Annotated in this window: 20 protein-coding genes; 11 read left to right on the top strand and 9 right to left on the bottom strand. The window is 69.6% G+C overall.

Going from position 1 to position 21,954, the window contains the following annotated elements; translation table 11 throughout:
* The 3 genes from EZM51_RS19770 to EZM51_RS19780 form a co-directional block, all read left to right on the top strand.
* Window positions 1-495: HNH endonuclease signature motif containing protein (locus EZM51_RS19770; protein ID WP_136710032.1), on the top strand; the 495-nt coding region annotated here is incomplete at its 5' end.
* Between the two features lie 112 nt (window positions 496-607).
* Window positions 608-2,134, top strand: coding sequence for a plasmid pRiA4b ORF-3 family protein (locus EZM51_RS19775; protein WP_169054010.1), 1,527 nt, complete (start codon window positions 608-610; stop codon window positions 2,132-2,134).
* A gap of 125 nt (window positions 2,135-2,259) precedes the next feature.
* Window positions 2,260-3,573: a hypothetical protein gene (locus EZM51_RS19780; protein ID WP_169054011.1), complete on the top strand. Its 1,314-nt coding sequence runs from the start codon at window positions 2,260-2,262 to the stop codon at window positions 3,571-3,573.
* Window positions 3,574-3,652: 79 nt separating this feature from the next.
* Here EZM51_RS19780 and EZM51_RS19785 read toward each other — a convergent pair whose 3' ends face one another.
* A complete protein-coding gene (locus EZM51_RS19785; RefSeq protein ID WP_136710035.1) occupies window positions 3,653-4,354 on the bottom strand; it encodes a hypothetical protein in 702 nt (233 codons plus the stop codon).
* A 194-nt stretch (window positions 4,355-4,548) separates the two neighbouring features.
* Here EZM51_RS19785 and EZM51_RS19790 point away from each other — a divergent pair, with 194 nt between their 5' ends.
* The 4 genes from EZM51_RS19790 to EZM51_RS19805 all read left to right on the top strand — a co-directional run bounded on the left by EZM51_RS19790 (window position 4,549) and on the right by EZM51_RS19805 (window position 8,258).
* A complete protein-coding gene (locus EZM51_RS19790) occupies window positions 4,549-5,601 on the top strand; it encodes a hypothetical protein (protein WP_136710036.1) in 1,053 nt (350 codons plus the stop codon).
* Window positions 5,602-5,636: 35 nt separating this feature from the next.
* Window positions 5,637-6,440 carry a polyphosphate kinase 2 gene (gene ppk2, locus EZM51_RS19795; RefSeq protein ID WP_136710069.1) on the top strand — a complete coding sequence of 268 codons (804 nt, stop codon included), beginning with the start codon at window positions 5,637-5,639 and terminating at the stop codon, window positions 6,438-6,440.
* A gap of 231 nt (window positions 6,441-6,671) precedes the next feature.
* Complete coding sequence (locus tag EZM51_RS19800; protein WP_136710037.1) at window positions 6,672-7,676, top strand: DUF2510 domain-containing protein; 1,005 nt, start codon at window positions 6,672-6,674, stop codon at window positions 7,674-7,676.
* A 63-nt stretch (window positions 7,677-7,739) separates the two neighbouring features.
* On the top strand, window positions 7,740-8,258 hold the full coding sequence (locus EZM51_RS19805; RefSeq protein WP_136710038.1) for a hypothetical protein: 519 nt from the start codon (window positions 7,740-7,742) through the stop codon (window positions 8,256-8,258).
* 174 nt (window positions 8,259-8,432) lie between these two features.
* On the opposite strand, the gene EZM51_RS19810 is transcribed toward EZM51_RS19805, so the two are convergent.
* Both EZM51_RS19810 and EZM51_RS19815 read right to left on the bottom strand, forming a co-directional pair.
* The gene (locus EZM51_RS19810) at window positions 8,433-8,891 is read right to left on the bottom strand and encodes a DUF4190 domain-containing protein (RefSeq protein WP_136710039.1); all 459 of its coding nucleotides are present in this window, start codon (window positions 8,889-8,891) and stop codon (window positions 8,433-8,435) included.
* 83 nt (window positions 8,892-8,974) lie between these two features.
* Window positions 8,975-10,165, bottom strand: a complete 1,191-nt coding sequence (locus EZM51_RS19815) for a hypothetical protein (protein WP_136710040.1) — start codon at window positions 10,163-10,165, stop codon at window positions 8,975-8,977.
* Between the two features lie 418 nt (window positions 10,166-10,583).
* On the opposite strand from EZM51_RS19815, the gene EZM51_RS19820 reads away from it, so the two are divergent.
* Together EZM51_RS19820 and EZM51_RS19825 are read left to right on the top strand one after the other, a co-directional pair.
* Entirely contained in the window at window positions 10,584-11,405 is an 822-nt protein-coding gene (locus EZM51_RS19820; protein ID WP_136710041.1) for an NAD(P)-dependent oxidoreductase, read from the top strand.
* Between the two features lie 224 nt (window positions 11,406-11,629).
* Entirely contained in the window at window positions 11,630-13,426 is a 1,797-nt protein-coding gene (locus EZM51_RS19825; protein WP_136710042.1) for an acyl-CoA dehydrogenase, read from the top strand.
* A 122-nt stretch (window positions 13,427-13,548) separates the two neighbouring features.
* On the opposite strand, the gene EZM51_RS19830 is transcribed toward EZM51_RS19825, so the two are convergent.
* The 6 genes from EZM51_RS19830 to EZM51_RS19855 all read right to left on the bottom strand — a co-directional run bounded on the left by EZM51_RS19830 (window position 13,549) and on the right by EZM51_RS19855 (window position 19,838).
* Window positions 13,549-14,184, bottom strand: a complete 636-nt coding sequence (locus EZM51_RS19830) for a PadR family transcriptional regulator (RefSeq protein WP_136710043.1) — start codon at window positions 14,182-14,184, stop codon at window positions 13,549-13,551.
* 81 nt (window positions 14,185-14,265) lie between these two features.
* A complete protein-coding gene (locus tag EZM51_RS19835) occupies window positions 14,266-15,684 on the bottom strand; it encodes an aminomethyl transferase family protein (protein ID WP_248305753.1) in 1,419 nt (472 codons plus the stop codon).
* 82 nt (window positions 15,685-15,766) lie between these two features.
* Window positions 15,767-16,639, bottom strand: coding sequence for a formyltetrahydrofolate deformylase (purU, locus tag EZM51_RS19840; RefSeq protein ID WP_136710045.1), 873 nt, complete (start codon window positions 16,637-16,639; stop codon window positions 15,767-15,769).
* 10 nt (window positions 16,640-16,649) lie between these two features.
* Window positions 16,650-17,456, bottom strand: a complete 807-nt coding sequence (locus tag EZM51_RS19845; RefSeq protein WP_136710070.1) for a methylenetetrahydrofolate reductase — start codon at window positions 17,454-17,456, stop codon at window positions 16,650-16,652.
* 249 nt (window positions 17,457-17,705) lie between these two features.
* Window positions 17,706-18,239 carry a MarR family winged helix-turn-helix transcriptional regulator gene (locus EZM51_RS19850; RefSeq protein ID WP_136710046.1) on the bottom strand — a complete coding sequence of 178 codons (534 nt, stop codon included), beginning with the start codon at window positions 18,237-18,239 and terminating at the stop codon, window positions 17,706-17,708.
* A 111-nt stretch (window positions 18,240-18,350) separates the two neighbouring features.
* The gene (locus tag EZM51_RS19855) at window positions 18,351-19,838 is read right to left on the bottom strand and encodes an aldehyde dehydrogenase family protein (RefSeq protein WP_211196000.1); all 1,488 of its coding nucleotides are present in this window, start codon (window positions 19,836-19,838) and stop codon (window positions 18,351-18,353) included.
* A 242-nt stretch (window positions 19,839-20,080) separates the two neighbouring features.
* Here EZM51_RS19855 and EZM51_RS19860 point away from each other — a divergent pair, with 242 nt between their 5' ends.
* Both EZM51_RS19860 and EZM51_RS19865 read left to right on the top strand, forming a co-directional pair.
* A complete protein-coding gene (locus tag EZM51_RS19860; RefSeq protein ID WP_136710048.1) occupies window positions 20,081-20,959 on the top strand; it encodes a transketolase in 879 nt (292 codons plus the stop codon).
* Window positions 20,959-21,924 (top strand): transketolase C-terminal domain-containing protein, encoded by a 966-nt coding sequence (locus tag EZM51_RS19865; protein ID WP_136710049.1) that lies wholly within the window; start codon window positions 20,959-20,961, stop codon window positions 21,922-21,924. The genes EZM51_RS19860 and EZM51_RS19865 overlap by 1 nt, the downstream gene beginning before the upstream one ends.
* Window positions 21,925-21,954 lie beyond the last annotated feature (30 nt).

Raw genomic sequence — 21,954 nt, forward strand, 5'->3', positions numbered from 1 at the left:
ACCACGGTCGTGGTCCGCCTCGACCACGACACCCTCATCACCGGGCTCGGGCACGCCCGCATCGACGGCATCGACCAACCCATCTCCGCCGCCACCGCCCGCCGCATGTCCGCCGACGCCGAACTCATCCCCGCCGTCTTCGGCGGCGACAGCCTCCCCCTCGACCTCGGAAGGGCCGCCCGGCTGTTCAGCAAGGCGCAACGACTCGCCCTCGCCGAACGCGACGGCGGCTGCGCGTCCTGCGGTCAGAACATCGCCTACGTCGACGCCCACCACATCGACTGGTGGGAACGCGACACCGGCCCCACCGACCTCGCCAACGGGGTCATGCTCTGCTCGTTCTGCCACCACCGAATACATCGCGAGGGATGGGACATCCACGCCACCCGCACCGACGTCTGGTTCATCCCACCACCACACATCGACCCCCAACGAACCCCCCGACCCGGCGGACGAGCCCGATTCGCGCCGCCCACCACCCGATCGGCCGCATGAGCCTCGGTTCGCACGAATGTGAGCCCCCGATCGCTGGAGATATCCGAACCCACGAGTCCGGATAAGTACCCGACCCCGTGATTCGGCCTGCGAAAATGCTGGGATGCCTCCCATGCCACCTTCGTCCGGCCGCGAACGGTTCCGGCTCCGCATCACTCTGCTCGACACCGAGCCCGAGATCTGGCGCACCCTCGACGTCGACGGGTCGCTGCGGCTCGATGAACTGCACGGCGCGATCCAGATCGCCATGGGATGGCGCGACGTGCACCTGCACGAGTTCGGCGACGATGAACCGTTCTCCGGGCGGCACGGCATTCCGCAGATCGGTCGGCCGCCGCGCCGATGGATGCCGGCCGACCAACTCGCCGATGCACACGACGGTCTCGCCTTCGGTGGCCGCGTCGAGGAGCTCATCGACGAGCACGAGGCTGATGTCGCATCCGTCTTCGACCGGTTCGATGGACCGTTCTTCTACTGGTACGACTTCGGCGACTCGTGGTGGCACCGCATCGACCTGATCGAGCGTGAGGTCGTCGACGCGCCCGGAGCCTCGACGCCGCCGTGGGCCCGCCGCGTCGAACTCGTGGCGGGCGAGCGGCGCGGCCCCCTCGAGGATTCCGGTGGCGTCCACGGGTACGCGGAGCTGCTCGACACGCTCGCCGACCCCACCGCGCCCGACCACCACGAGGTGCGCGCGTGGGTCACCGGGACGGCCTGGCCCGAGACATCCGCGCCCGAGGCATCCAGGCCCGGGGCATCCCGGCCCGAGACATCCGCTCCCGCCTTCGACCCTGCGGCGTTCGACCGCGACGCCGTCGACCGCGAGCTCGCGCTGCGGTTCGAGGTCGCGAGCGACGTCTCTGGACTCGTGCTCGGCGACGATGACGACCCCGTTGCACCCGATGCTCCGATCGTCGGGCTGCTCGAGCAGCTTCCCTCGCCCCTGCGCGCCGAACTGCGACGCCGGCTGCGAACGTCGGGCGCGCTCGAACCGGTGCAGATCGATGCGGATGTCGCGGCCCGGATGGTGCGCCCGTACGTCTGGCTGCTCGACCGCATCGGGCCCGACGGGCTCACGCTCACGAAGGCGGGCTGGATGCCGCCCGCGGTCGTGCTCGAAGGCATGACCGAGCTCGGCTGGCTCGACGACTGGTTCGGCACCGCGACCCGCGAAGACAACACGACGCCGATCCGGTCGCTGCGGGAGTCGGCGCGGCGATTCGGGCTCGTGCGGGTCATGAAGGGTCGGCTCCTCCGCACCACCGCGGGCACGCGGCTGCGGAACGACCCCGTCGCGCTGTGGCGGTATCTGGCCACCGCGGCCGTCGAACGTCACCGGTCGGATGCCGAGCGCCTCGCAGCGCTGCTGGTCGCCGTCGACGTCGCGTGCGGCGGTGACTGCTCGCTGCAGCGGCTGGGCGGATACGTCGCATCGGGACTCGACGTGCTCGGATGGTCGCAGTCGAACGGGATGCCGCTCGACGCGGGCGACGGCATCGAACTCGTGCGCGACACGTGGCGGGTCCTCCTCGACCTCGGCGTGTTCGGCGCGGAGCGGCCACGCCTACTCCGGCGGACCGACCCGCCACCGACCCCCGACGGGCGCGCGTTCGCGCGAGCGATGCTCGGGGTGCGCTGAGCGTCGACTCGCTCGGCGACGGGCGAACGGCTCCAGACGTCCTCAACAGCCCGCCGAGGCGGTCGACACCGCACAGATCCGCCGAGCGCGGCGGATCCGGACCGCTACGCGGCAACGATGTTGCCATGTCCCGGCGAACCAGCGCGACGCGCGAACACCTCACCCTCCGCATCGACCTCGACGGTGTCGACGAGCCCACCTGGCGCTCCCTCATCCTCGATCCGACCCTCGGCCTGTCGGCCCTCGCCGAGGCGATCCTGCTGGCCTTCGGCTGGACGGGCACCGGGACCTGGCGCTTCGGCACCTCGCACACGCCGTGGTGGGGGCGCGAGGCCGACGTGCTGGGTTGCGGCGCGCTCACACCCGCACGTTCCGGTTCCGAACGCCACCACGGCGGCTCCGAACGCCACTACGGGGCCTACGATCCTCAGCCGTATCAGTACGGACACTCCGGCCACGAACGCCCGTACTGGCACGACGACGACTGGCGTGAGCCCGAGCATGGGCCGGCCTGTCGTCGCGAGTGGACCATCGGGGAGGTCACCGACCGGTTCGACGGGCACCTCGAGTTCGAGTACCGGCAGCTCGGACTCGACGGCGAGCGCGGCGAGACGGGTCCCAGCTGGCGGCATCGCATCGCGGTTACCGGTCGGGATGCCGCATCCTCACGATCATCGGTGCCGCGGGTCGCCCTGCTCGGCGGCTCCGGCCTCGTGCCGCGCGTCGGCACCGAGGCCGCGTACGGCGAGCTCGGGGATCCGGCGTGGCACGAGGCGATGGCCAACGAGTTCGACCTGGCCTTCGGGGCATCCACCGACGCCTTCCACGGCCCGTCCGACCGTCGCTGGCGAGCACTCGAGGCCGCCGTCACCGGGGCGAGCGACGCCGCGCGGCGAGCCCTCCGCATCGATCTCGTCGAACTCGGCGGGCTCCCGCCCGAGCCGGCCGATCCCGAGTACATGGCGACCGCGACGGCGCCGATCCGCGACCTCCTTCGCGCCGCCGCGGCATCCGGCGGGGTCGAACTCGCATCGTGCCCACCTCTGGGCGAAGACCTCAGGATGCTCCGACTCGCCCGCGTGCAGAAGGGGCGGCTGCTCACCCTCGCGTCCGTCCGCGACCGCCTGCTCGACGATCCAGAAGCGCTCTGGACCGACTTGGCCGAGCGGCTCATCGGTGCGGGGTACTCGGCCGCGTACGATCCGCAGTCCGACATCGCGGAACTCGCGATCGACCTCGTACGCGGCGATCGCGACCTGCCCGACGTGCGACGTTTCGCGTTCGACGAGGCACACCGTCGCAACGGTCGAGGTCGCCCCGACGACGCCGACCTGAACCTCGTCAAGCGGATGCTCAGCACGATGGGCCTCATCGACGACGACGGTCGCGGCATCCATGCGGCTGCGCGCGCCTTCGGGCTCGCGATGCTTCGGAGTTGAGGATCGTCAGGGCGGATGCGCACCGCCCGTCGCCGGACGGACATGCAGCGCCGCGTCAGGAGTCGTGTCGCAGTGCCCGTCAGAATCCGAGGTCGAGGTGGAAGTGGTTCACGAGCGGGCCGTGCCAGTTGATGTTCGTCACGTCGCCGGCCCGGTTGCGGGTCGTGTTGGCCACCTCGACGATGCGGCGCTGACCGAGCCGTTCGTTCACCGCCCTGGCGACCGAGAAGTCGTCGTAGAGCACCCGCCACTCGGCGCCGATCGCCGTCGCCGCCCGGTCGATCGCGAGTGCGAACGAGATCGCCTGGGTGGCGTCGAAGAATCCGTCGGAGCGGCGCTGCGGGATCGTGAGATCGAGCGAGCGTCCGCGGCCCGAGAAGCTCCCGCCGCCGTGCCCCGCGTAGTTGCTCGCCGTGAAGCCGGTGCCGTACTGGTCGATGAGCCACAGCACGAACACGGCCGTCATCGGCATGACCCCGAGGCTCCTGGCATTCCACACCGGCCCCCAGGCGGGCCGGCCGTTCGCGTCGCGTTCGTGCACGTCGACCCAGCCGCGTTCCTCGATCTCGATCGCCTCCGCGCGCACGGCGGCGCCGACGGCCCTCTGGCCGCCGAACTTGCGCACCTCGGCGGCGACGATCGCCTGCTCCTGGCCCGCCGCGTCGAGGGTCGCGTTCGGGTCGCGGGTGCGCCGTCGCAACGCCGACTCCGCCCGGGAGATCGCCCGATTCCGCTCGGCCTCGGTGAGCGATTTGTTGCGTGCGGCGAGTCGGGCGCGCACGAGAGCGACGGCATCGACATTCGGGAGCGCCCCGGGGGCGAGGCCGCGCGAAGCGCGCGCACGCCGCGCTGCGGCACCGTGACGAAATCGAGGTGCTCACGTCGCTCCACCATCCAGCCCCAGGCACCCTCGGTGAGGTGCGAGACGATGCGGTCGACGAGGAACTTCCGGAACACGACGAGCCCAGCCTCGACATGCGCGTCCCGTTCGGCGGGCGTGAGGGCGCGTCGCTTGCGGTTCTCGACGATCCGCTTGCGTGCGACCGTCCGCACGAGCTTCCGGCGCTCGGCGTTGAGCTTGCGCAGCGCCGCCGCCTCGACGCCCGACCACGCGACGCCGAAGCTGCTGCGCTTGAACCAGCCCTGCATCGTCTCGTCGAAATCCGTGACGAAGGAGGCTCGCGTCGCCGCCACGTCGATCGTCTGCCCCTCTGCAGCACGCCGTGTGCGCCAGCCGTCGACGAGCTGGTCGACGTACGGCGCGACACCGGCGACGCCCCAGAACTCGACCGTCGTGTCGATGCCGTGCACGGGCGCGGTCTCCGCGGCGGGCGGCGCGGCGCCCGGCACGATGACGGGCGTGCCGCGGGTGACCTGGATGCTCGGGCGCGCGGGCGGGTACGGGACGTCGGTCGTGTCGACGTCGAGGGGAGCGGCGGCCGGCTGCGCCTGCTGCGCCGCGGCCGGCGCGGGTTGGGTGGTCGGCGGCTGCGCCGACTGCTGGGTGGTCGTCTGCGTCGGTTGCTGGGGCTGCTGCTGGGCCGGTTGCCGGGTGGGCGCGGTCGTCGGCGCCGGCTGGCGCTGCACGCGGACGACCCCGGCCGCCGCGGCGCCGTCCGACACGGTACCCGACGCGACGAACTCGGCGACGGCACGGTTGCCGGCGACCCGCTGCACGTCGGCGAGCGTCATCGGGGCGCGCCCGCGAGCCGGGTCGTCCCCGATCGTCGGCGCCGCCGCATCCGCCGGTCGGCTCCGCCCGATGCCCCGCCCGGCGTCGTCGGGTTCCTCATCACCGATCCTGCGATGCCGCATCCACACGCGGTCGGGGCGACCATGGTCGGGCCGACCGCCCTCCTCAGTGCGACGCTATCCGGTGCGCAACTTCCCGGATGCGGAGTCGGCCCGATCGGGCACGGAATCGTGCGCGGGCCGGCTCGGCGCGCGCACGGCGCCGAGTCTCCGATCGTCGCCGCTCGTACTCGACAACCGGCTCGAACGCGGCCCGAGGGCGGTCAACCGCTCTAGGCTTCCCTCCAAGGGGGTGGCAGGTGACACGACGGATGCCGAAGGCCCTGTACGAACGAGAATTGGTAGCGCTGCAGGCGAAGCTCGTCGACATGCAGGCGTGGGTGCAGCAGTCGGGCGCGCGGGTCGTGGTGATCTTCGAGGGGCGGGATGCCGCCGGCAAGGGTTCCACGATCAAGCGGGCCACGGAGTACCTGAACCCGCGGGTCACGCGCATCGTGGCGCTGCCGACGCCGAGCGCGCGCGACAAGACCCGGTGGTACTTCCAACGGTACGTGCCGCACCTGCCCGCAGCGGGCGAGATCGTGCTCTTCGATCGCTCCTGGTACAACCGCGCCGGCGTCGAACGGGTCATGGGGTACTGCACGAACGAGGAGTACCAGCGATTCCTGCGCCAGGCGCCGGTCTTCGAGCGGATGCTCGTGGAAGACGGCATCATCCTGTTGAAGTACTGGTTCAGCGTGTCGGATGTCGTGCAGGAGGAGCGATTCCGGTCGCGGCTCGAGGACCCGATGCGGCGGTGGAAGTTCAGCGGGACCGACCTGAGCTCCATCACGAAGTGGGAGGAGTACTCCCGCGCGAAGGACACCATGATGCTGCACACGGACATCGCAGAGGCACCCTGGTACGAGGTGGAGAGCGACGACAAGCGCGCGTCGCGGATCAACATGATCGCGCACCTGCTGACGATGGTGCCGTGGGAGAAGGTCGAGCCGGAGCCGATCGAGATCCCGCCGCGGCCGGCTGCGGGCGGGTACGAGCGGCCCCCTCGGGCATGGACGAACTCGGTGCCGGACCATGCCGGGGAGTTGATGAAGCGGCACGCGGCGGACGGGTAGGGGGCGCGGCGGCGGCCGACCTCAGCGCTGATCTGCGAGCTGCGTCCGAGCCCGGATGCGTCGACGGCTGGACTGCCGCTACTCGGGACCCTGCCCCGGCTCCATCCCTCGGGCACCTCGTTCGCGAGGTCGAGCAGTCCGCCCCACGACTCACCGGACCGGTAGCTGTGCCCTCTTTTGGGGCCCACCCGTCCACGAATCTGCGCGCGTAGCTCTGCCACGATCAAGAGCATGAGTGGCCCGAACATGCCTCCGGCTGGTTGGTACGACGATGGATCCGGTTCGCGCCGGTACTGGGACGGAAACGCATGGGCCGAAAACACCGCGCCCGCCTCTGCTGACGCGGGGAAGGAAGCGGTGGCCTCGCAGGCGGAGCACGCCGCGGCACTGTCTGCGTCCGGGGGAACAACGTCCGCCGCGCCGACACAGCTCTACGTTTCGCCGTCCGCCACCGCCACGGCGCAGAGCGATGCAACGTTCGCAGCGGCTCCGGGGGCCTCTGACGCCAAGCCGCACCTGCTCGGCGTCATCGCGCTCGCTGTCGCGGTGATCGGGTTCATCTTCGCCTGCATTCCTGGCGCCTTGATCGTCGGCTGGGTGCTCCTTCCGATCGCGTTCGTGCTCTCACTCGTTGCGCTTTTTCTCAAGGGCAAGAAGTGGCCCGCCATCACAGCTCTCGCCGTGTCGATCGTCGGGACGATTGTCGGATTCGTCGTCTTCTTCACGGTCGTTGCGATGTCGTTCGACGACGCGTTCGGAGAGGTCGGCGGTGCTGTCGGGCAGACGTCAGTATCCGAGGAGGCGGACGAGCCTGCTCCTGCGGACGATCCCGCACCGGCACCTGTCGGGAACCTCGCCTTCGGCGACACGATGGTTTGGGAAGACAACGTCGAACTGACCGTTTCGACACCGGAAGGATTCACGCCGACCGAGTTCGCTGCCGGCGCCGACCTGCCGAACAATGTCGTCTTCACGATCACGATCACCAACAACTCGAGCGAGAACCTCGAACCTCTGCCGTACACCAGACTCTCGTCCGGCGGCCAGGAGGGCAGCCAGATCTTCGATTCGGGCAACCCAGCCGGTGACATCGGCATCAGTCCGACGACGGTCATCCTGCCTGGGCAGTTCGTGACCTGGAAGGAAGCCTGGTCCGTCGCCGACCCCAACTCACTGACCATGCAGATCGCCCCGAACTGGGACTACGAAGACGCGATCTTCACTACGGATCAATAGTCGGAGCCAACGAGCGAGCACGCGGTCACTGGCGCCTCACGAGAGCGTGTCGGAGAACCTGTCGTGGACCAGCACGTCGCCGCCGTCGAATCGATCGGGCTGCGCCGGCCCGCGACATCCGTCATCGCGGAGGGGCTGCGCGTGCAGGCGAGTGCGGAAAGGGAGATCATGTGGACCGATGAGGACGGCGAACTGCACGAGGAGCCCGTCGCGTGGCGCGAGACGGCGGTCGCCGATCGCGTGCAGGCGATGGTCGAACGGATGCCCGAGGGTGCGCGCGACCGGTACTCCGACTGGATGGACGAGGAAATGGAGGCGCTCGGCGCATACGCGCGTGAACTCGTCGCCGGCGGGCTCGTCGAGGAGGCGTCGTACCGCAATCGGCCCGTGCCGGCGGTCGAGCTGCAGCGCATCTCGTGGGCGTCGATCGGCGACCTCGATGAGCTCGAGGCCGCGCTGCGATCGGTACCGCCGCGGTGGCGGCTCGACGTGATGTTCATCGTCGAGGACGCGTTCGACGCGAACCGCCCGCCGAAGCCGAAGTTCCGGCTGCGCGACCTCTGGGACGCGTTGAGCTTCTGACTCCGGGCCGCCGCGACCGTTCACCGAACGCGTGTCGCGGCTGGGTCGTGTCGAATCGGCCGCATGTGCGGCGAAACTGACATGAGCGAGGGCGAGGACACGTCGCCGCGTGACGCGCACGCGGCTGCTCGTGGTCGGCGGCCGCCGGTCGGCGGCCGCACGCGAAACCGGTCGCTACCAGATGGTGCCCGCGCCGAGGAAGATCGAGACGAACGCGAGGCCGCCGAGCACGAGACCGACGACCGACATGGCGAGCCCGCGGCCCCCACTCGCGTTGGCCCGGACGATGCCGATGATGCCGAACACGATGGCGAGGACGTCGGGCACCCCGCCCAGGAACAGCCCGATGAACAGCGGGATCCACGTGGTGAGGAAGCCCCAGATGCCGAGCACGAGCGCGGCGACGGCGAACCCGTTCGTGCCGGCGCCGGCACCGGCGCCGAACACCGCCCCCTGCGGGGCCGGCGCGGCATAGCCCGCCGGCATCTGGTCGTAGTAGACGCCCCAGTTCGAGCCGTCCCACCAGCGATAGCGATTGGTCGCGGACTCGAGGTGCCAGCCGGCGGAAACGGCGGGCTGGTAGGGATTCGGCTGGTACGGATTCGATTGGTAGGGATTCGGCTGGTCGGTCATCGGGGCCTCTCGGTGCGGGGGAGGTGCGCGGGTGCGTGCGGTGCGTTGAGGGAGGGGAGCGAGGGTGAGGGCGAGGAGGTGATTCAGTCCGCGCCGAGCGCCTGCCGCGCCACGCGGTACTTCTCCACGAGGCGCAGCTGGGTCTCGTACTCGAGGCGACGCAGCCGCCACCGCGCGGTGTTGTCGTCGATGTCGGCGAGCTTCACGCGGCGGGCGATCGGGCTGCGACGGATGCGCGCGTAGTACTCCTCGGGAGAGGTGTCGGGGGTGCGCGTGAGCAGCTGCACCACCTCGATGATGTGGGGCATCACCCCGGCCTCGAACAGCTCCTGCGCGGTGACGGGCGAGTCCTCCAACACGTCGTGCAACCAGGCCGACGCGGCCTCGACGGTCTCGGTGACCGGGTCGAACCGCTCCGCGATGCGGCCCGGGTGGTCGATGTACGGCGCACCGCTCCGGTCGAGTCGGCCACGGTGCGCGATGAACGCGATCCCCTTCGCGAGCGACACCTGCGCGATCGCGTCACTCGCCGACAACTGCACCGCCGTGGCCGCCGCGGTGAAGGCGACGGATGCCCCGACCACGGCCGGTTCGTGGAGCGCCTCGTCGATGGGCTCGCCCGGATCCACCGTCTCGCTCGTCGTGATCGTCATCTCCGCCTCGAACTCCTCCATCATCGACTCCTCATCGACGGCCCATCCGGCCGGATCATCGACGCGACCGACCTCCGGCGTCGGCTCGGTCAGGACACCCTCGGTCTCGTCTTCGGTCATGTCGCCCTCGGTCACGTCGTCGCCTGTCCCATCTCCGTCCGCCGGGGCATCCGTCGCGGCATCCGCCACCTCCGCGATCGGATCGCGGCCGCGCACCGGGCGTACGAACTGCAACTCGGCCTCGAGCTCGCCGACTTCGCGCTCGTCGAGCTCGAGCAGCGAACGGGCGCCGCCCTCGCTGCGCTGCACGAACGAATCCTCGTCGACCTCGGCGAGCCGCTCGCCATCACGGGTCGCGAAGTAGCGCCGTCGCCCGGCATCCGTCACGGCGACGATGACCTCGTCGAAATCCCCGCTCGGCTCCAGGCAGCACAGGTAGTACCGCACGCGATCGTGCACCGGATTCCCCGGCTCCTCGACCGGCGGAACCTCCAACGGCAGCGCATGCGCCCCGCCGGTCGCCCCACCGGCCGCGCCGTCGCCGCGCTCGACCCGCCGCTCGAGTTCCGCCGAGGGCGCACCGAAGCCGGTCGGGTGCTCGTCGGCGGGTGGGCTGGTCAACCGGGCTCCAAGTGTGCGGTGGCGCCGTTGGGGGCGGTCGGGTTCGGGCGGATCCGTCTCGGTCGGGCCCGCGACGGATGCAGCGGGACTGCATGGGACGTACTCCGATGGTACGGCCGTCGACGCCGATCGAGACGGTGCCGCCCCGCCATCGCCGGAACGCCCCGACCGCCCGAGGTCAGGGAGGACAACGACACCGCGTCAGCCGACGATCGCGTGCGGCGGCGGCAGCACGCCGTCGGCGACCGCGGCGGCGGGGTCGGCCGCCTCGAGCAGGTCGAGGTCGGCCATGCTCCGATCGTCGCGGATCCGGTCGCGGCGATCGCGTTGACGGCGTAACACATCGACCATCTGCTGCATCGGGAGGCACCGATAGTCTCTGGTGCATCCGTTCGCAGGATACCGAAGGGTGCCGACGATGCCGACCGACTGGACGCCGCGCGAAACGGTGGTGATCAGCGGCGCCGCGGGGCGCATCGGCCGCAGCATCGTCCCCCTGCTGCGGCGACCGGGCCGGATGCTACGACTGCTCGACTTGGAGATCCCCGACGCGCCGCGAGAAGATTACGTCACCTGGCACCGTGTCTCCATCGAGGATCCGGACGGCCTGACCGCCGCTATGCGCGGTGCGACCGCCGTCGTGCACCTCGCGGGGCTGGCTTCGGAACGACCGTGGCGGGATATTCTGCGCGTCAACATCGACGGCACGCACAACGTGCTCGAGGCGGCCCGCGCCAACGGCGTGCAGCGGGTGCTGCTCGCGAGCTCCGCCCACGCCGTGGGCTTCACCCCGGTCTCCGAGGCGCACTCGGCGACCGTGCTCCCGCCGCGCCCCGACACCTACTACGGCATGAGCAAGGCCGCGGTCGAGGCGCTCGGCAGCCTCTACGCGGATCGGTTCGGCATGTCGATCGTGAGCGCGCGCATCTGCACGTTCGACGAGGAACCGGGTGACGGGCGCACCATTGCCTTGTGGCTGTCGCCGGGCGACGCCGCCCGACTCGTCGAGGCCGCCGTCGCGCTCGACGACGGCCGGCACCATGTCGTGTGGGGCGTCTCCGACAACGCGCCGCGCTGGCTGCCGCTCGAAGCCGGGCACGAGATCGGCTACCACCCTGTCGATGACGCCGTGTCCTTCCGCACTCGGCGCGACGGCGTCGCCCCGGCATGGCCCGATCCCGAGGTCCTCCTCGGCGGATCGTTCACCGACGCCGCGCATCCGGTGGGCGGAACCTGGTGATCGCACGTACGAAGCCAGGGATCCCGCGTCGCTGTCGGGGCGGTGGCCGCGAGCGGGTCGGAAGACCGAGGCGGCAAGCGGGTCGGCATCACCCGGTCGGGCGCCGACGGGACATCCATCTCCGTTGTGGGATGACACAAACCGCCCCGCGTGCGACGTGAACGACATCGTGGAACCCGCACAGTTCCCCGCCCACCGTCAGGCCCCGCAGTTACGCTGCGGACATGAGTGAATTCCGTCCGCCTGTTGCTGACCTCACCTATGCGCTGAAGCACGTCGTCGGCTACGACGACATCGCCCGGCTTCCGGGCTTCGAGCACGCCGACTTCGACACCGTTTCCGACATCATCGACGAGGTCGGCAACTTCATGGCCGACATCGTCGCCCCGACGAACCGCGCCGGCGACCTCGAGGGCTCGCGCCTGAACCCCGACGGCACCGTGACGACCGCCACGGGCTTCAAGGAAGCCTATGCCGCGTACGTCGAGGCCGGCTGGGGCTCGGTGCCGCTGCCCGAGGAGTACGGCGGCGGCGGATTCCCCCGCACCGTCGGCCTCGCGCTCCAGGAGCTCGCCGCGACCGCGAACATGGCGTTCGCCCTCGCTCCCCTGCTCACGCAGGGCGCGATCGAGGCGCTCCTCAACTACGGCAGCGACGAGCAGAAGCAGGCCTGGCTGCCCAAGATGGTGACCGGCGAATGGGCCGGCACCATGAACCTCACCGAGCCGCACGCCGGCTCCGATGTCGGCGCGCTCACCACGAAGGCCGTGAAGCGGCCCGACGGCACCTACGGCATCACCGGCCAGAAGATCTTCATCACCTTCGGCGACCACGACCTGAGCGAGCAGATCGTGCACCTCGTGCTCGCTCGCACCCCCGACGCGCCGGCCGGCACGAAGGGCATCTCGATCTTCATCGTGCCGAAGTTCCTCGTGAACGAGGACGGCTCGCTCGGCGAGCGCAACGGCGTGAAGACCGTGGGCGTCGAGCACAAGATGGGCATCCACGGATCGCCCACGTGCGTGCTGTCGTACGAGGATGCCACGGGCTACCTCATCGGCGAGGAGAACATCGGCATGCGCATCATGTTCGTCATGATGAACAGCGCCCGGCTCTCGGTCGGCATGCAGGGCCTCGCCGTCGCGGAGCGCGCGTACCAGCAGTCGCTCGACTACGCGCGGGAGCGCATCCAGGGTCGCGCGATCGGCGCCACCGAGGACTCGCCCATCATCGACTTCCCCGACGTGCGCCGCATGCTGATGACGCAGAAGTCGTACATCGCCGCGATGCGCCGCATGATGCTGCTGAACGCCGCATACGTCGACCTCTCGACCCACCACCCCGATGCCGCGACCCGCGCGCGCGCGAACGAGATCGTGGGTCTGCTCACCCCCGTCTGCAAGGCGTTCGGCACCGACCTCGGCAACGAGCTCACGTCGCTCGCGCTGCAGATCCACGGCGGCATGGGCTTCATCGAGGAGACCGGCGTCGCACAGCACTACCGCGACGTGCGCATCGCCGCGATCTACGAGGGCACCAACGGCATCCAGGCCGCCGACCTCGTGGGCCGCAAGCTGCCGGTGCGCGACGGCGCGTCCGCGCTCGAGTTCATCGCCACGATGCGCGAACTCGACGCCGAGCTCGAGGCGGCCGGCGAGGAGTTCGCGTCGATCCGTGCGCAGCTGACGGCGCAGCTCGACACGCTCGAGCAGACGACGGTGTGGATGCTTCGCACCGGCGCCGCCGACCCGAACTCGATGCTCGCGGGCTCGTCGCCGTACCTGCGCATCTGGGGTCTTGTCGTCGGCGGATGGCTGATGGCGAAGTCGGCGCTCGCTGCGCGCGGGCTCGACGACGACCCGATCGCCGCGTCGCAGCTGCCGCTGGCCCGGTTCTACGCCGAGCAGCTGCTGCCCCAGGCGTCCGGCCTGGTCGGGGCGACGACGGCCGGGACGCGCGACCTGTTCGCGCTCGACGCCGACGCACTCGCCGACGCCGCGCGCCGCGGGGCTCGCGTCTGAGCTCCCGGCTCAGCGAGTCGATCGATCCGGTCGCTCACGCTGCCATCGGCGGCGTGGGCGACCGCTTCGTTCTGCCCGCCGGTCGAGGAGGCGCGCCGGCGCCGTCTCGAACCCCGCGAGGTCTACTCGGTGCCCGACCCCGACGAGGCCACCGGACCGGCACTCCAGGTGCCGTCGGGTGCCGAGAGGTCGTCGACGAGCTCGAGTCCGCGCTCGGCCCACGCGATCTCGCCGCGCGCGCGGTCGACCAGGCCCTCGTAGGCGAACCGCTTGAACGCGATCGTCCGCTCGTGCTCCTCGGCGGGCTTGGCCGCGAGTCGCCGGATGAGCATGGGGTTGTCGACGGCGTCGATGCGCCGCAACTCGCCCTCCCACTGCTCGAGCTCGCTCTCCCACGCCGCGATGTGCGAGCGGAGGAACTCGCGCGCCGCGTCGGGGGTCGTCGCCTCCAGGTACGCCGCCTTCAGGTGCGCGGGATCGCGCACGCGCGAGTAGTCGAGCGGAGCCTCCATCCAGCCGAGGAAGGCGCGGTCACCGGCATCCGTCACGTGATAGACCCGCCGCGTGCCACGCTCGCCGCGTACCTGCTCTTCTCCCTCGATGAGCCCGGCGGCCTCCATCTTGCGCAGCTCGGGGTAGATCTGCGAGTCGGGCGCATGCCACACGTGCCCGACCGACAACGAGAACTGCTTCTGCAGGTCGTAGCCTGAGAGCGGCCCGACGCGCAGCAGCGCCAGCAGGGCGTTTCGCAGGCTCATGTGCTCGCTCCTCGGACCGGGGGATGTGGGTCGAGGAGGCCCGGGCGAGGCCCGGACCCCCTCGGGCTCAGAGTACCAACCTCACGCAGGCTGGTCCTGGTAGTTGGTGCGCCATCCACCGTGGTAGGTGGCACGGGCGACCGTCGAGTACGGCACGGGGCTCACGACGGCGCGGACCTCGGTCTGCTCGTGCGGCTCCACGGCGGCCTTCTTGCTGCCGCCGTTGGGCTCGCCCCAGACGACCCTGAGCTCGGTGCCCTCGGGCACGTTCGCGTCGACGGTCGCGAGCGACAGGCCGCGGCGCTCGTTCGCGCTGTAGCCGGTGAACATCGAGAACCCGACGACGGTGCCGTCGGCGTCGACGACCGAGTCGTAGTTCGCCGAACCGTAGTTCGCGAGCGGCAGGTCGAAGAACTTGTAGTTCGGCCCGTCGACGTCCAGCAGCGACGTCCACACCTTGCCGAGGTCCTCGGCGTTCCACGCGAGCGTGACCTTCTTGCGCTGCGACGCCGGGTCGACCTTCTCGAGCGCGTCGCGTCCGATGAAGTCGTGGTCGAACTTCACGAACGAGCCGTAGCCGAGCTCCCACGGGGTGAGGTAGTAGTCCTCGATGTTCTCCGACACGAACGAGCCGGCGAGGGTGCCGGTCGCCTCGTAGCCGTCGGCGGGGAGCCACTCGCGGTACGCGCGCTCCTCCTCGCCGGTGTAGATGGCCGGCAGCGGCGACGGGATCCAGCCCGACTCGAGGGTGTTCGACGGGTAGGCCCGCGAACCCACCGGCACGAGCCCGAACTCGGCGCCCGCCTCGACGATCGCGTTGGCGATGCGGTCGTGGTCGGCGTAGGGGCCCCAGATCTCGAGGCCCGGCGCGCCGGCCATGCCGTGGCGGAGCGTGCGCACGGTGGTGCCGTCGATCGTCATGGTCGACATGTTGAAGAACTTCAGCTGCTCGAGCGGCCCGCCGTTGAGCTTCTCGATGACCTGCCACGCGTTCGGGCCCTGGATCTGGAAGCGGTAGTACTGGCGGGTGACCGCGTGGCCGTAGGGACGCGACGGCGAGCGGCGGTCGACGGTGATGTCGAGGTTCTGGTAGCCGCCGGTCTCGCCGTGGAAGAGCAGCCAGTTCGCCGCCGGCGCCCGGCCGACGTACACGTACTCGTCCTCGGCCTCGCGGAAGAGGATGCCGTCGCCGATGACGTGGCCCGACGCGGTCGTGGGCACGTACTGCTTCGCCTTGTCGACCGGGAAGTTCGCGACCGAGTTGATGGCGGTCGCCTCGATCAGCTTGATGGCGTCGGACCCCTTGAGAAACAGGTTGTCCATGTGGTGCGACTGGTCGTAGAGCACGGCGGTCTCACGCCACGCCTTCTGTTCCTTGATCCAGTTCTGGAAATCGGCCGGCACGACCGGGTAGATGTACGAGCCGATCTGCGAGTTGCGGAGCAGGTCGACGGCGCCTCCCGACGCGTCGAGGACTTCCTGCAGATTCTTGGGTGCCACGATGTGAACCTCTCTGTTCTTGCTTTCTTGCTGGGATCTCGGTTCTCCTGTGCCGGATGCCTCGGGCCGAGGCATCCGTCAGCTAGAAGACGATGGTGTGGTTGCCGTGTCGGATGACGCGGTCCTGGGCGTGCCATTCGACGGCGCGGGAGAGCACCGCCCGCTCGACGTAGGCACCTCGCTTGGCGAGGTCGGCGGCGGAGTGCGCGTGCGTCACCCGGGCGACGTCCTGCTCGATGATGGGCCCCTCGTCGAGGTCCTTCGTCACGTAGTGCGAGGTCGCACCGATCAGTTTGACGCCGCGCTCGTGCGCCTTCTTGTACGGTGCGGCACCGATGAAGGCGGGCAGGAACGAGTGGTGGATGTTGATCACCGGCACGCCGACCTTCTCGAGGAACCCGTCGGAGAGGATCTGCATGTACCGGGCCAGCACCACGAAGTCGACGTTGCCCTGCAGGAGCTTGAGGATCTCGGCCTCGGCCTCGGACTTGTCGGGTCCCTGCGACGGGATGTGGAAGAACGGGATGCCGAACGAGCGCACGTCCTCGGCGGTGTTCGTGTGGTTCGAGATGACCATGGGGATGGTCACCGGCAGCTCGCCGCGACGGTGTCGCCAGAGCAGCTCGAGCAGGCAGTGGTCGGACGTCGACGCGAGGATCGCCATGCGCTTCGGGATGGACTGGTCGGTGAGCTTCCACTCCAGCCCGAGCGGGGTCAGGGTCTTCTCGAGGTCGGCCTCGATCTCGGGCGCGGCGACCGGGAAGTCGTCGCGGTGGAACACCACCCGCTGGAAGAACGCGCCACCGCCCGGGTCGTCGGTGTACTGGTCGAGCGTGATGATGTTGCCCTTGTTCCGGGTGACGAGGGCGGCGACGGCGGCGACGATGCCGGGCTGGTCGGGGCCGTGGACGATCAGGCACGCCTGATTCCGCTGCGGTTGGATGTGCAGGGTCATGACCGGGACCTCACGACTGGGCGGCAGTGAACTCGCGCGCCCAGTTCGAGGTCGCGAGCAGTCCGCCGAACGTGTAGAAGTGCAGTCCGACCCGTCCTGAGGTGGGCTCCTCGGCGAGCAGGGCCGCGAGGTCGGTGACGAAGCGGTCGGGTCCGGCGGTGCCCATCAGGTTCGTGAGCGAGAAGCCGTACTTCTTCACGATCATCGCGTTCGCCCCGACGCCGAAGCGACGCGCGAAGGCGAGGAGCCGCTTGACGCCGGCCGGGCCGGGCGTGCCGATGCGGATCTGCGTGTCGATGCCCTTGGCGCGCACCTCGCGGATCCAGGCCATCACGGGCTCGGTGTCGAATGCGAACTGGGTGAGGATGACCGCATCCAGGCCCTGCTCCTTCAAGGCGGCGGACTTGTCTTCCAGATGACGCCACAGGACGTCGTCGGAGATGTCGGGATGCCCCTCGGGATACCCCGCGATTGACACCTCGCGCACGCCGTACTTCTGCAGGATGCCACTGCGGATCACCGACAGCGAGTCGGGATAGGGCCCTTCGGGCTTGGCCGGGTCGCCACCGACGGCGAACACGTGCTCGGTGGCGCCGACCTCCTGCAGGCGCTCGAGGAACTCCTCGAGCTGCCCCTGCGACTGCAGGCGCCGCGCGGAGATGTGCGGCACGGGCACGAACCCGAGCTCCTTCACGGCCTTCGCCGCCGCGACCCGCATGTCGAGGTCCTCGTTGCCGAGGAACGTCACGTTGATCTTCGTGCCGGCCGGGATGCTGTCTTTCGCCTCGATGAGTCCGGGCACGTCCTTGCCGGTCATCTCCAACGAGAAGTCGTTCACGAGTTCGAGTGATGCCGCGCGATTGGGCGCGGATGTGGTTCTGGTCACTGATCGAGGTCCTTTCCACTCTCAGCGGCGCATCGTTGCGTACAGGAGCTACTATACCTATGTCGATAGGGAATGTCGATAGGTATCCGAAAGGTGTTCCACCGGATGGAAGGCTCGATGACGAGAACGGTCCGCGGCGCGACCCGAGTCCGCGGCGCGACCTCGGTCCGCGGCGCCTCGTCAGGGGGTGCCGTCGGCGTGGATCCCGTTCTCGAGGATCTGCAGCTCGCGGGTCTTCTCGAGCATCCGTCGCAGCAGGGTGTTGAGCCGCTCGATGTCGTCGGGCGCGAGGTCGGCGAGGATGATCTCCTGCCCGCGCATGGAGATCGGCATCATCGCGTCGTGCATCTCGGCACCCGCGCGCGTGAGGTACATGGGGCGCGAGCCGCGCGGTCCGTCGACGAGCAGGACCAACTTGTGGTCGACGAGCTTGGTGACGGCCTTGGAGATCACGGCCTTGTTGAGGCCGAGGAACTCCGAGACCTCGGTCGCCGAGACGCCGGGTCGGAACGCGATCGCCGAGATGATCCGCCAGTCGTTGGTGCCGAATCCGAACCGCCGGCGCAGCTCGTGCGACTCGCGCCACACGAGCGCGTTCGAGAGCAGCGCGAGCAGTCGCGGCGTGAAGTTGTCGGGGTCGATGAGGTGAGGCAGCGGCTCCGTCACGGCGTCGGGCGGCACGGCCGCACGCGCCCGCTGCTCGGTGTCGCTCATGGCGTTCCTTCCGGGTCGGCCGCGGCATCCATCACCACGACATCATGTCGAGTGTCCCAGACACGGAGATCCGGCCCCGTGATCGGGGCCGGATCCCGTATCGGTACGCCCTCAGTGGGCCATGGCGGCCAGCGCCTCGGGGTCGATGGTCGCGATCGAGCGGGTGTCCTGGAACGCGCGAATGCCCTCGATGCCCTGCTCACGCCCGAAACCCGACTGCTTCATGCCGCCGAACGGGGCACGCAGGTCGAGGCGGGTGGCGCCGTGGTCGTTCACCCACACGTAGCCGCAGACCAGCTGCGACCCGACCCGCTGCGCGGCCGCCGGGTCGGCGGTCCAGACGCTGCCGCAGAGTCCGGCCCAGGTGTCGTTCGCGGCCGCGACGGCTTCCTCCTCGGTGTCGAACGGGATGATCGGGATGACCGGGCCGAACTGCTCCTGGGTCACCACGCGCAGCGACGGGTCGGGGTCGACGACGATCGCGGGGCGGAGGAAGTTGCCGCCCGCCAGGTCCCCGCCGGGCAGCTCGCCGTACTCGCGCACGTCGGCGCCGGCATCCTTCGCCTCCTGGATGATCTCCTCGACGAACGCCTTCTGGGCGGGCTGGTGCAGCGGACCCATGGTCGTGCCCTCATCCAGCCCGTGCCCGAGGACGACCTTGTTCAGCCGCTCCTCCAGTCCGGCGACGAGCTCGTCCATGCGCGATCGGTGCACGTACACGCGCTTCGCGTTCATGCAGATCTGGCCGGTGGTGTCGTAGACCGCCGCGAAGAGCCGGTCGAGGTGCGTGTCGTCGATGACGGCGTCCTCGAGGAACACCGCCGCGTCGTTGCCGCCGAGCTCGAGCGTCACCCGGGTCAGCGACTTCGACGCCATCTCCATCATCCGCTTGCCGCCGTTCACCGAGCCGGTGAAGCAGACCTTCGCGATATCGGCGTTCTGGATGAGCGCCGACATGTTCTCGTCGCGACCCGTCACGACATTGAGCACGCCCGGCGGGAGCTTCTCGGCCACGCGCTGCACGACGCGCGTCGTGGCGAGGGGCGCCGAGGGCGGCGGCTTCACGATGGCCGTATTGCCGGCCAGCAGGGCGTGCGGCAGCGAGGCGCCGAGGATCGCGATCGGCCAGTTGAACGGCACGATGATCGTGACCGGGCCGATCGACTGGTAGGCCACCTCGGTCGTCACCGGAATGTGCCCGGGAACGACGGGGAGCGTCTTGCCCTGATCGACCTCGTCGGCGAGCATCAACGCGAGGTTCCAGCGGATCTCGAAGACGAGCGCGTCGATGAAGCCCTCGAAACGGATCTTGCCGTTCTCCTGCGAGAGGACCGCGGCATCCGTGTCCCGCTCGTCGGCGATTCCCGCGATGGCCTCGGCCATCATCGCCGCCCGCTCGGTCGCCCTCATCGCCGACCACGCCGGATAGGCCGCCTTCGCAGCCACGACGGCGTCTTCGACGTCCTGCGGCGACGCGGACGCCGCCTCACCCACGACCACGCCCGGCTTGGCCGGATCCACGATCGTGAGCCGTTCGGCGGTCTGCCGCTCCTCACCACCGATGAACAATCCGGTACGGATCTCGGTCTGGGTACTCATTGTGTCGGTCATCCCGAACACCCACCTCTCTGTGTGTGTTGCCTGAACCGGATGCCGGAAGCACCCGGGTACGACAGTAAACGAGTTTACGTGCATTCTTGTTTACTTGTAAATGGGTTCGTGCTAACGTCGCTCGCAGTCGCCCCGAGAACGGATCGGTGCGATCGGAGAACGAGCGTCGATGACGACACGAGTTGTGAAGCCATCGACCCTCGGCGCGTGAGTCAACGAGGAGGCATGCGATGGCACGAACGAGCCTGAGGTCCGCGGAGGACCGACCGAGCGTCGAAGAGCTGGAGGACCTGGCATTCGAGCTGCGGTCGAAGCTCCTGCACCTGTGCGGCACCTACGAGGGCGCCGTGCACATCGGCGGCGACCTGTCGGCGGCGGACATCTTCACGGCCCTCTTCCACTACGGCCTCGAGGTCGACCCGTCGGACATCGCGAACCCCGAGCGCGACCGGTTCGTGCTCAGCAAGGGACACGCCGCCGTCTGCATGTACATCACCATGGCGATCCGCGGGTTCTTCTCCTACGACGGCATCGTCGAGACGTACGGCAAGCTCGACAGCGCCTACGGCATGCACCCGTGCAAGGTGCAGCTGCCCGGCGTCGAGGCCTCGACCGGCTCCCTCGGGCACGGCCTGCCCCTCGCCGTCGGCATGGCACTCGGCGCCCGGCACCGCGGTGAGGACCACCGCGTGGTCTGCCTCCTGGGCGACGGGGAGACCGGCGAAGGCTCGGTGTGGGAGGCCGCGATGGCGGCGCGCAGCAACGAGCTCGGCAACCTCGTGGCCTTCATCGACCGAAACCGCCAGCTCATGACGAGCTTCGCCGAGGAGCGGGTCGTGTTCGAGCCCTACGCCGACAAGTGGCGCGCGTTCGGCTGGAACGTCATCGAGACCGACGGCCACGACATGGCGAAGCTCGTGGCCGCGATCGATGCGCTCCCGGCGACCGACTCCGACCGACCGACGGTCGTCATCGCGGAGACGGTCAAGGGCAAGGGCGTCGACTTCATGGAGCACAACCTGGCCTGGCACGCCGGCTCGCTCGGTGCCGCCGACCTCGAGCGAGCGATGGCCTCGCTCGAAGCAAACCGGAAGAAGGAGACGGTCTGATGCCGGTCACGTTCACGTTCGGAGAGATGCTGTCGGCTCGCTCCGTCATCGGAACCACGCTCGCCGAGCTCGGCGCGGAGCACGAGAACCTGTGGGTGCTCACGCCCGACATCGGCGCGACGCTCGTGGAGTTCCGCGACACGTACCCCGACCGCTTCCTCGACGTCGGCCTCGCCGAGCAGGTCTGCGTCGGCATCGCCGCAGGGCTCGCCTACGACGGGAACATCCCGGTCGTCTCGGGCATGCTGCCCTTCCTCAGCATGCGCGCGCTCGAGCAGGTGCGCACGGACGTCTGCTATCCGAACCTGCCCGTGAAGATCATCGGCACGCACGGCGGACTGGTCGGCAACGGCGGCTCCACCCACTACGCGGTCGAGGATCTCGCGATCATGTGCTCCCTCACCAACATGACGGTCACCTCCATCGGCGACCCGCTGATGGTGGGCGAGATCCTCCGGCAGTCGATGTCGATGCGGGGTCCGATCTACATCCGCCTCGCCGTCGGCAAGAAGGACATGGTGCTCTACGAGCCCGGTGAGCACGAGGTCCGCATCGGCAAGGGCATCGTCGCACGCGAGGGCACGGATGCCACGATCTTCACGCACGGCACGGTCGTCGCCCAGGCGCTGCAGGCCGCCGACGAGCTCGCGAAGGACGGCCGGTCGGTGCGGGTCGTGGACATGTTCACGCTGAAGCCGATCGACGAGGACCTCATCGCGCAGTGCGCCGAGGAGACCGACGGCCGGTTCGTCGTGCTGGAGGACCACCTCGCCTACGGCGGGCTCGCCTCGCGCATCGCCGACGTGCTCGCCGACCGCGGCATCCACCTCACGGCCTTCGAGCGGCTCGGCATCCCCCAGGTCTACGCGGGCTTCGGCGAGGACGAGGAGCTGCGCGACAAGCACGGCTACGGCCTCGACGCCACCATCGCGGCGACCCGCCGGGTCATCGCCGCCCAGTCCTGACCCACGCCCCACGAGCTCAACGGAGAGACC

This window comes from Agromyces sp. H66 (assembly GCF_004959775.1).
Lineage (GTDB): Bacteria > Actinomycetota > Actinomycetes > Actinomycetales > Microbacteriaceae > Agromyces.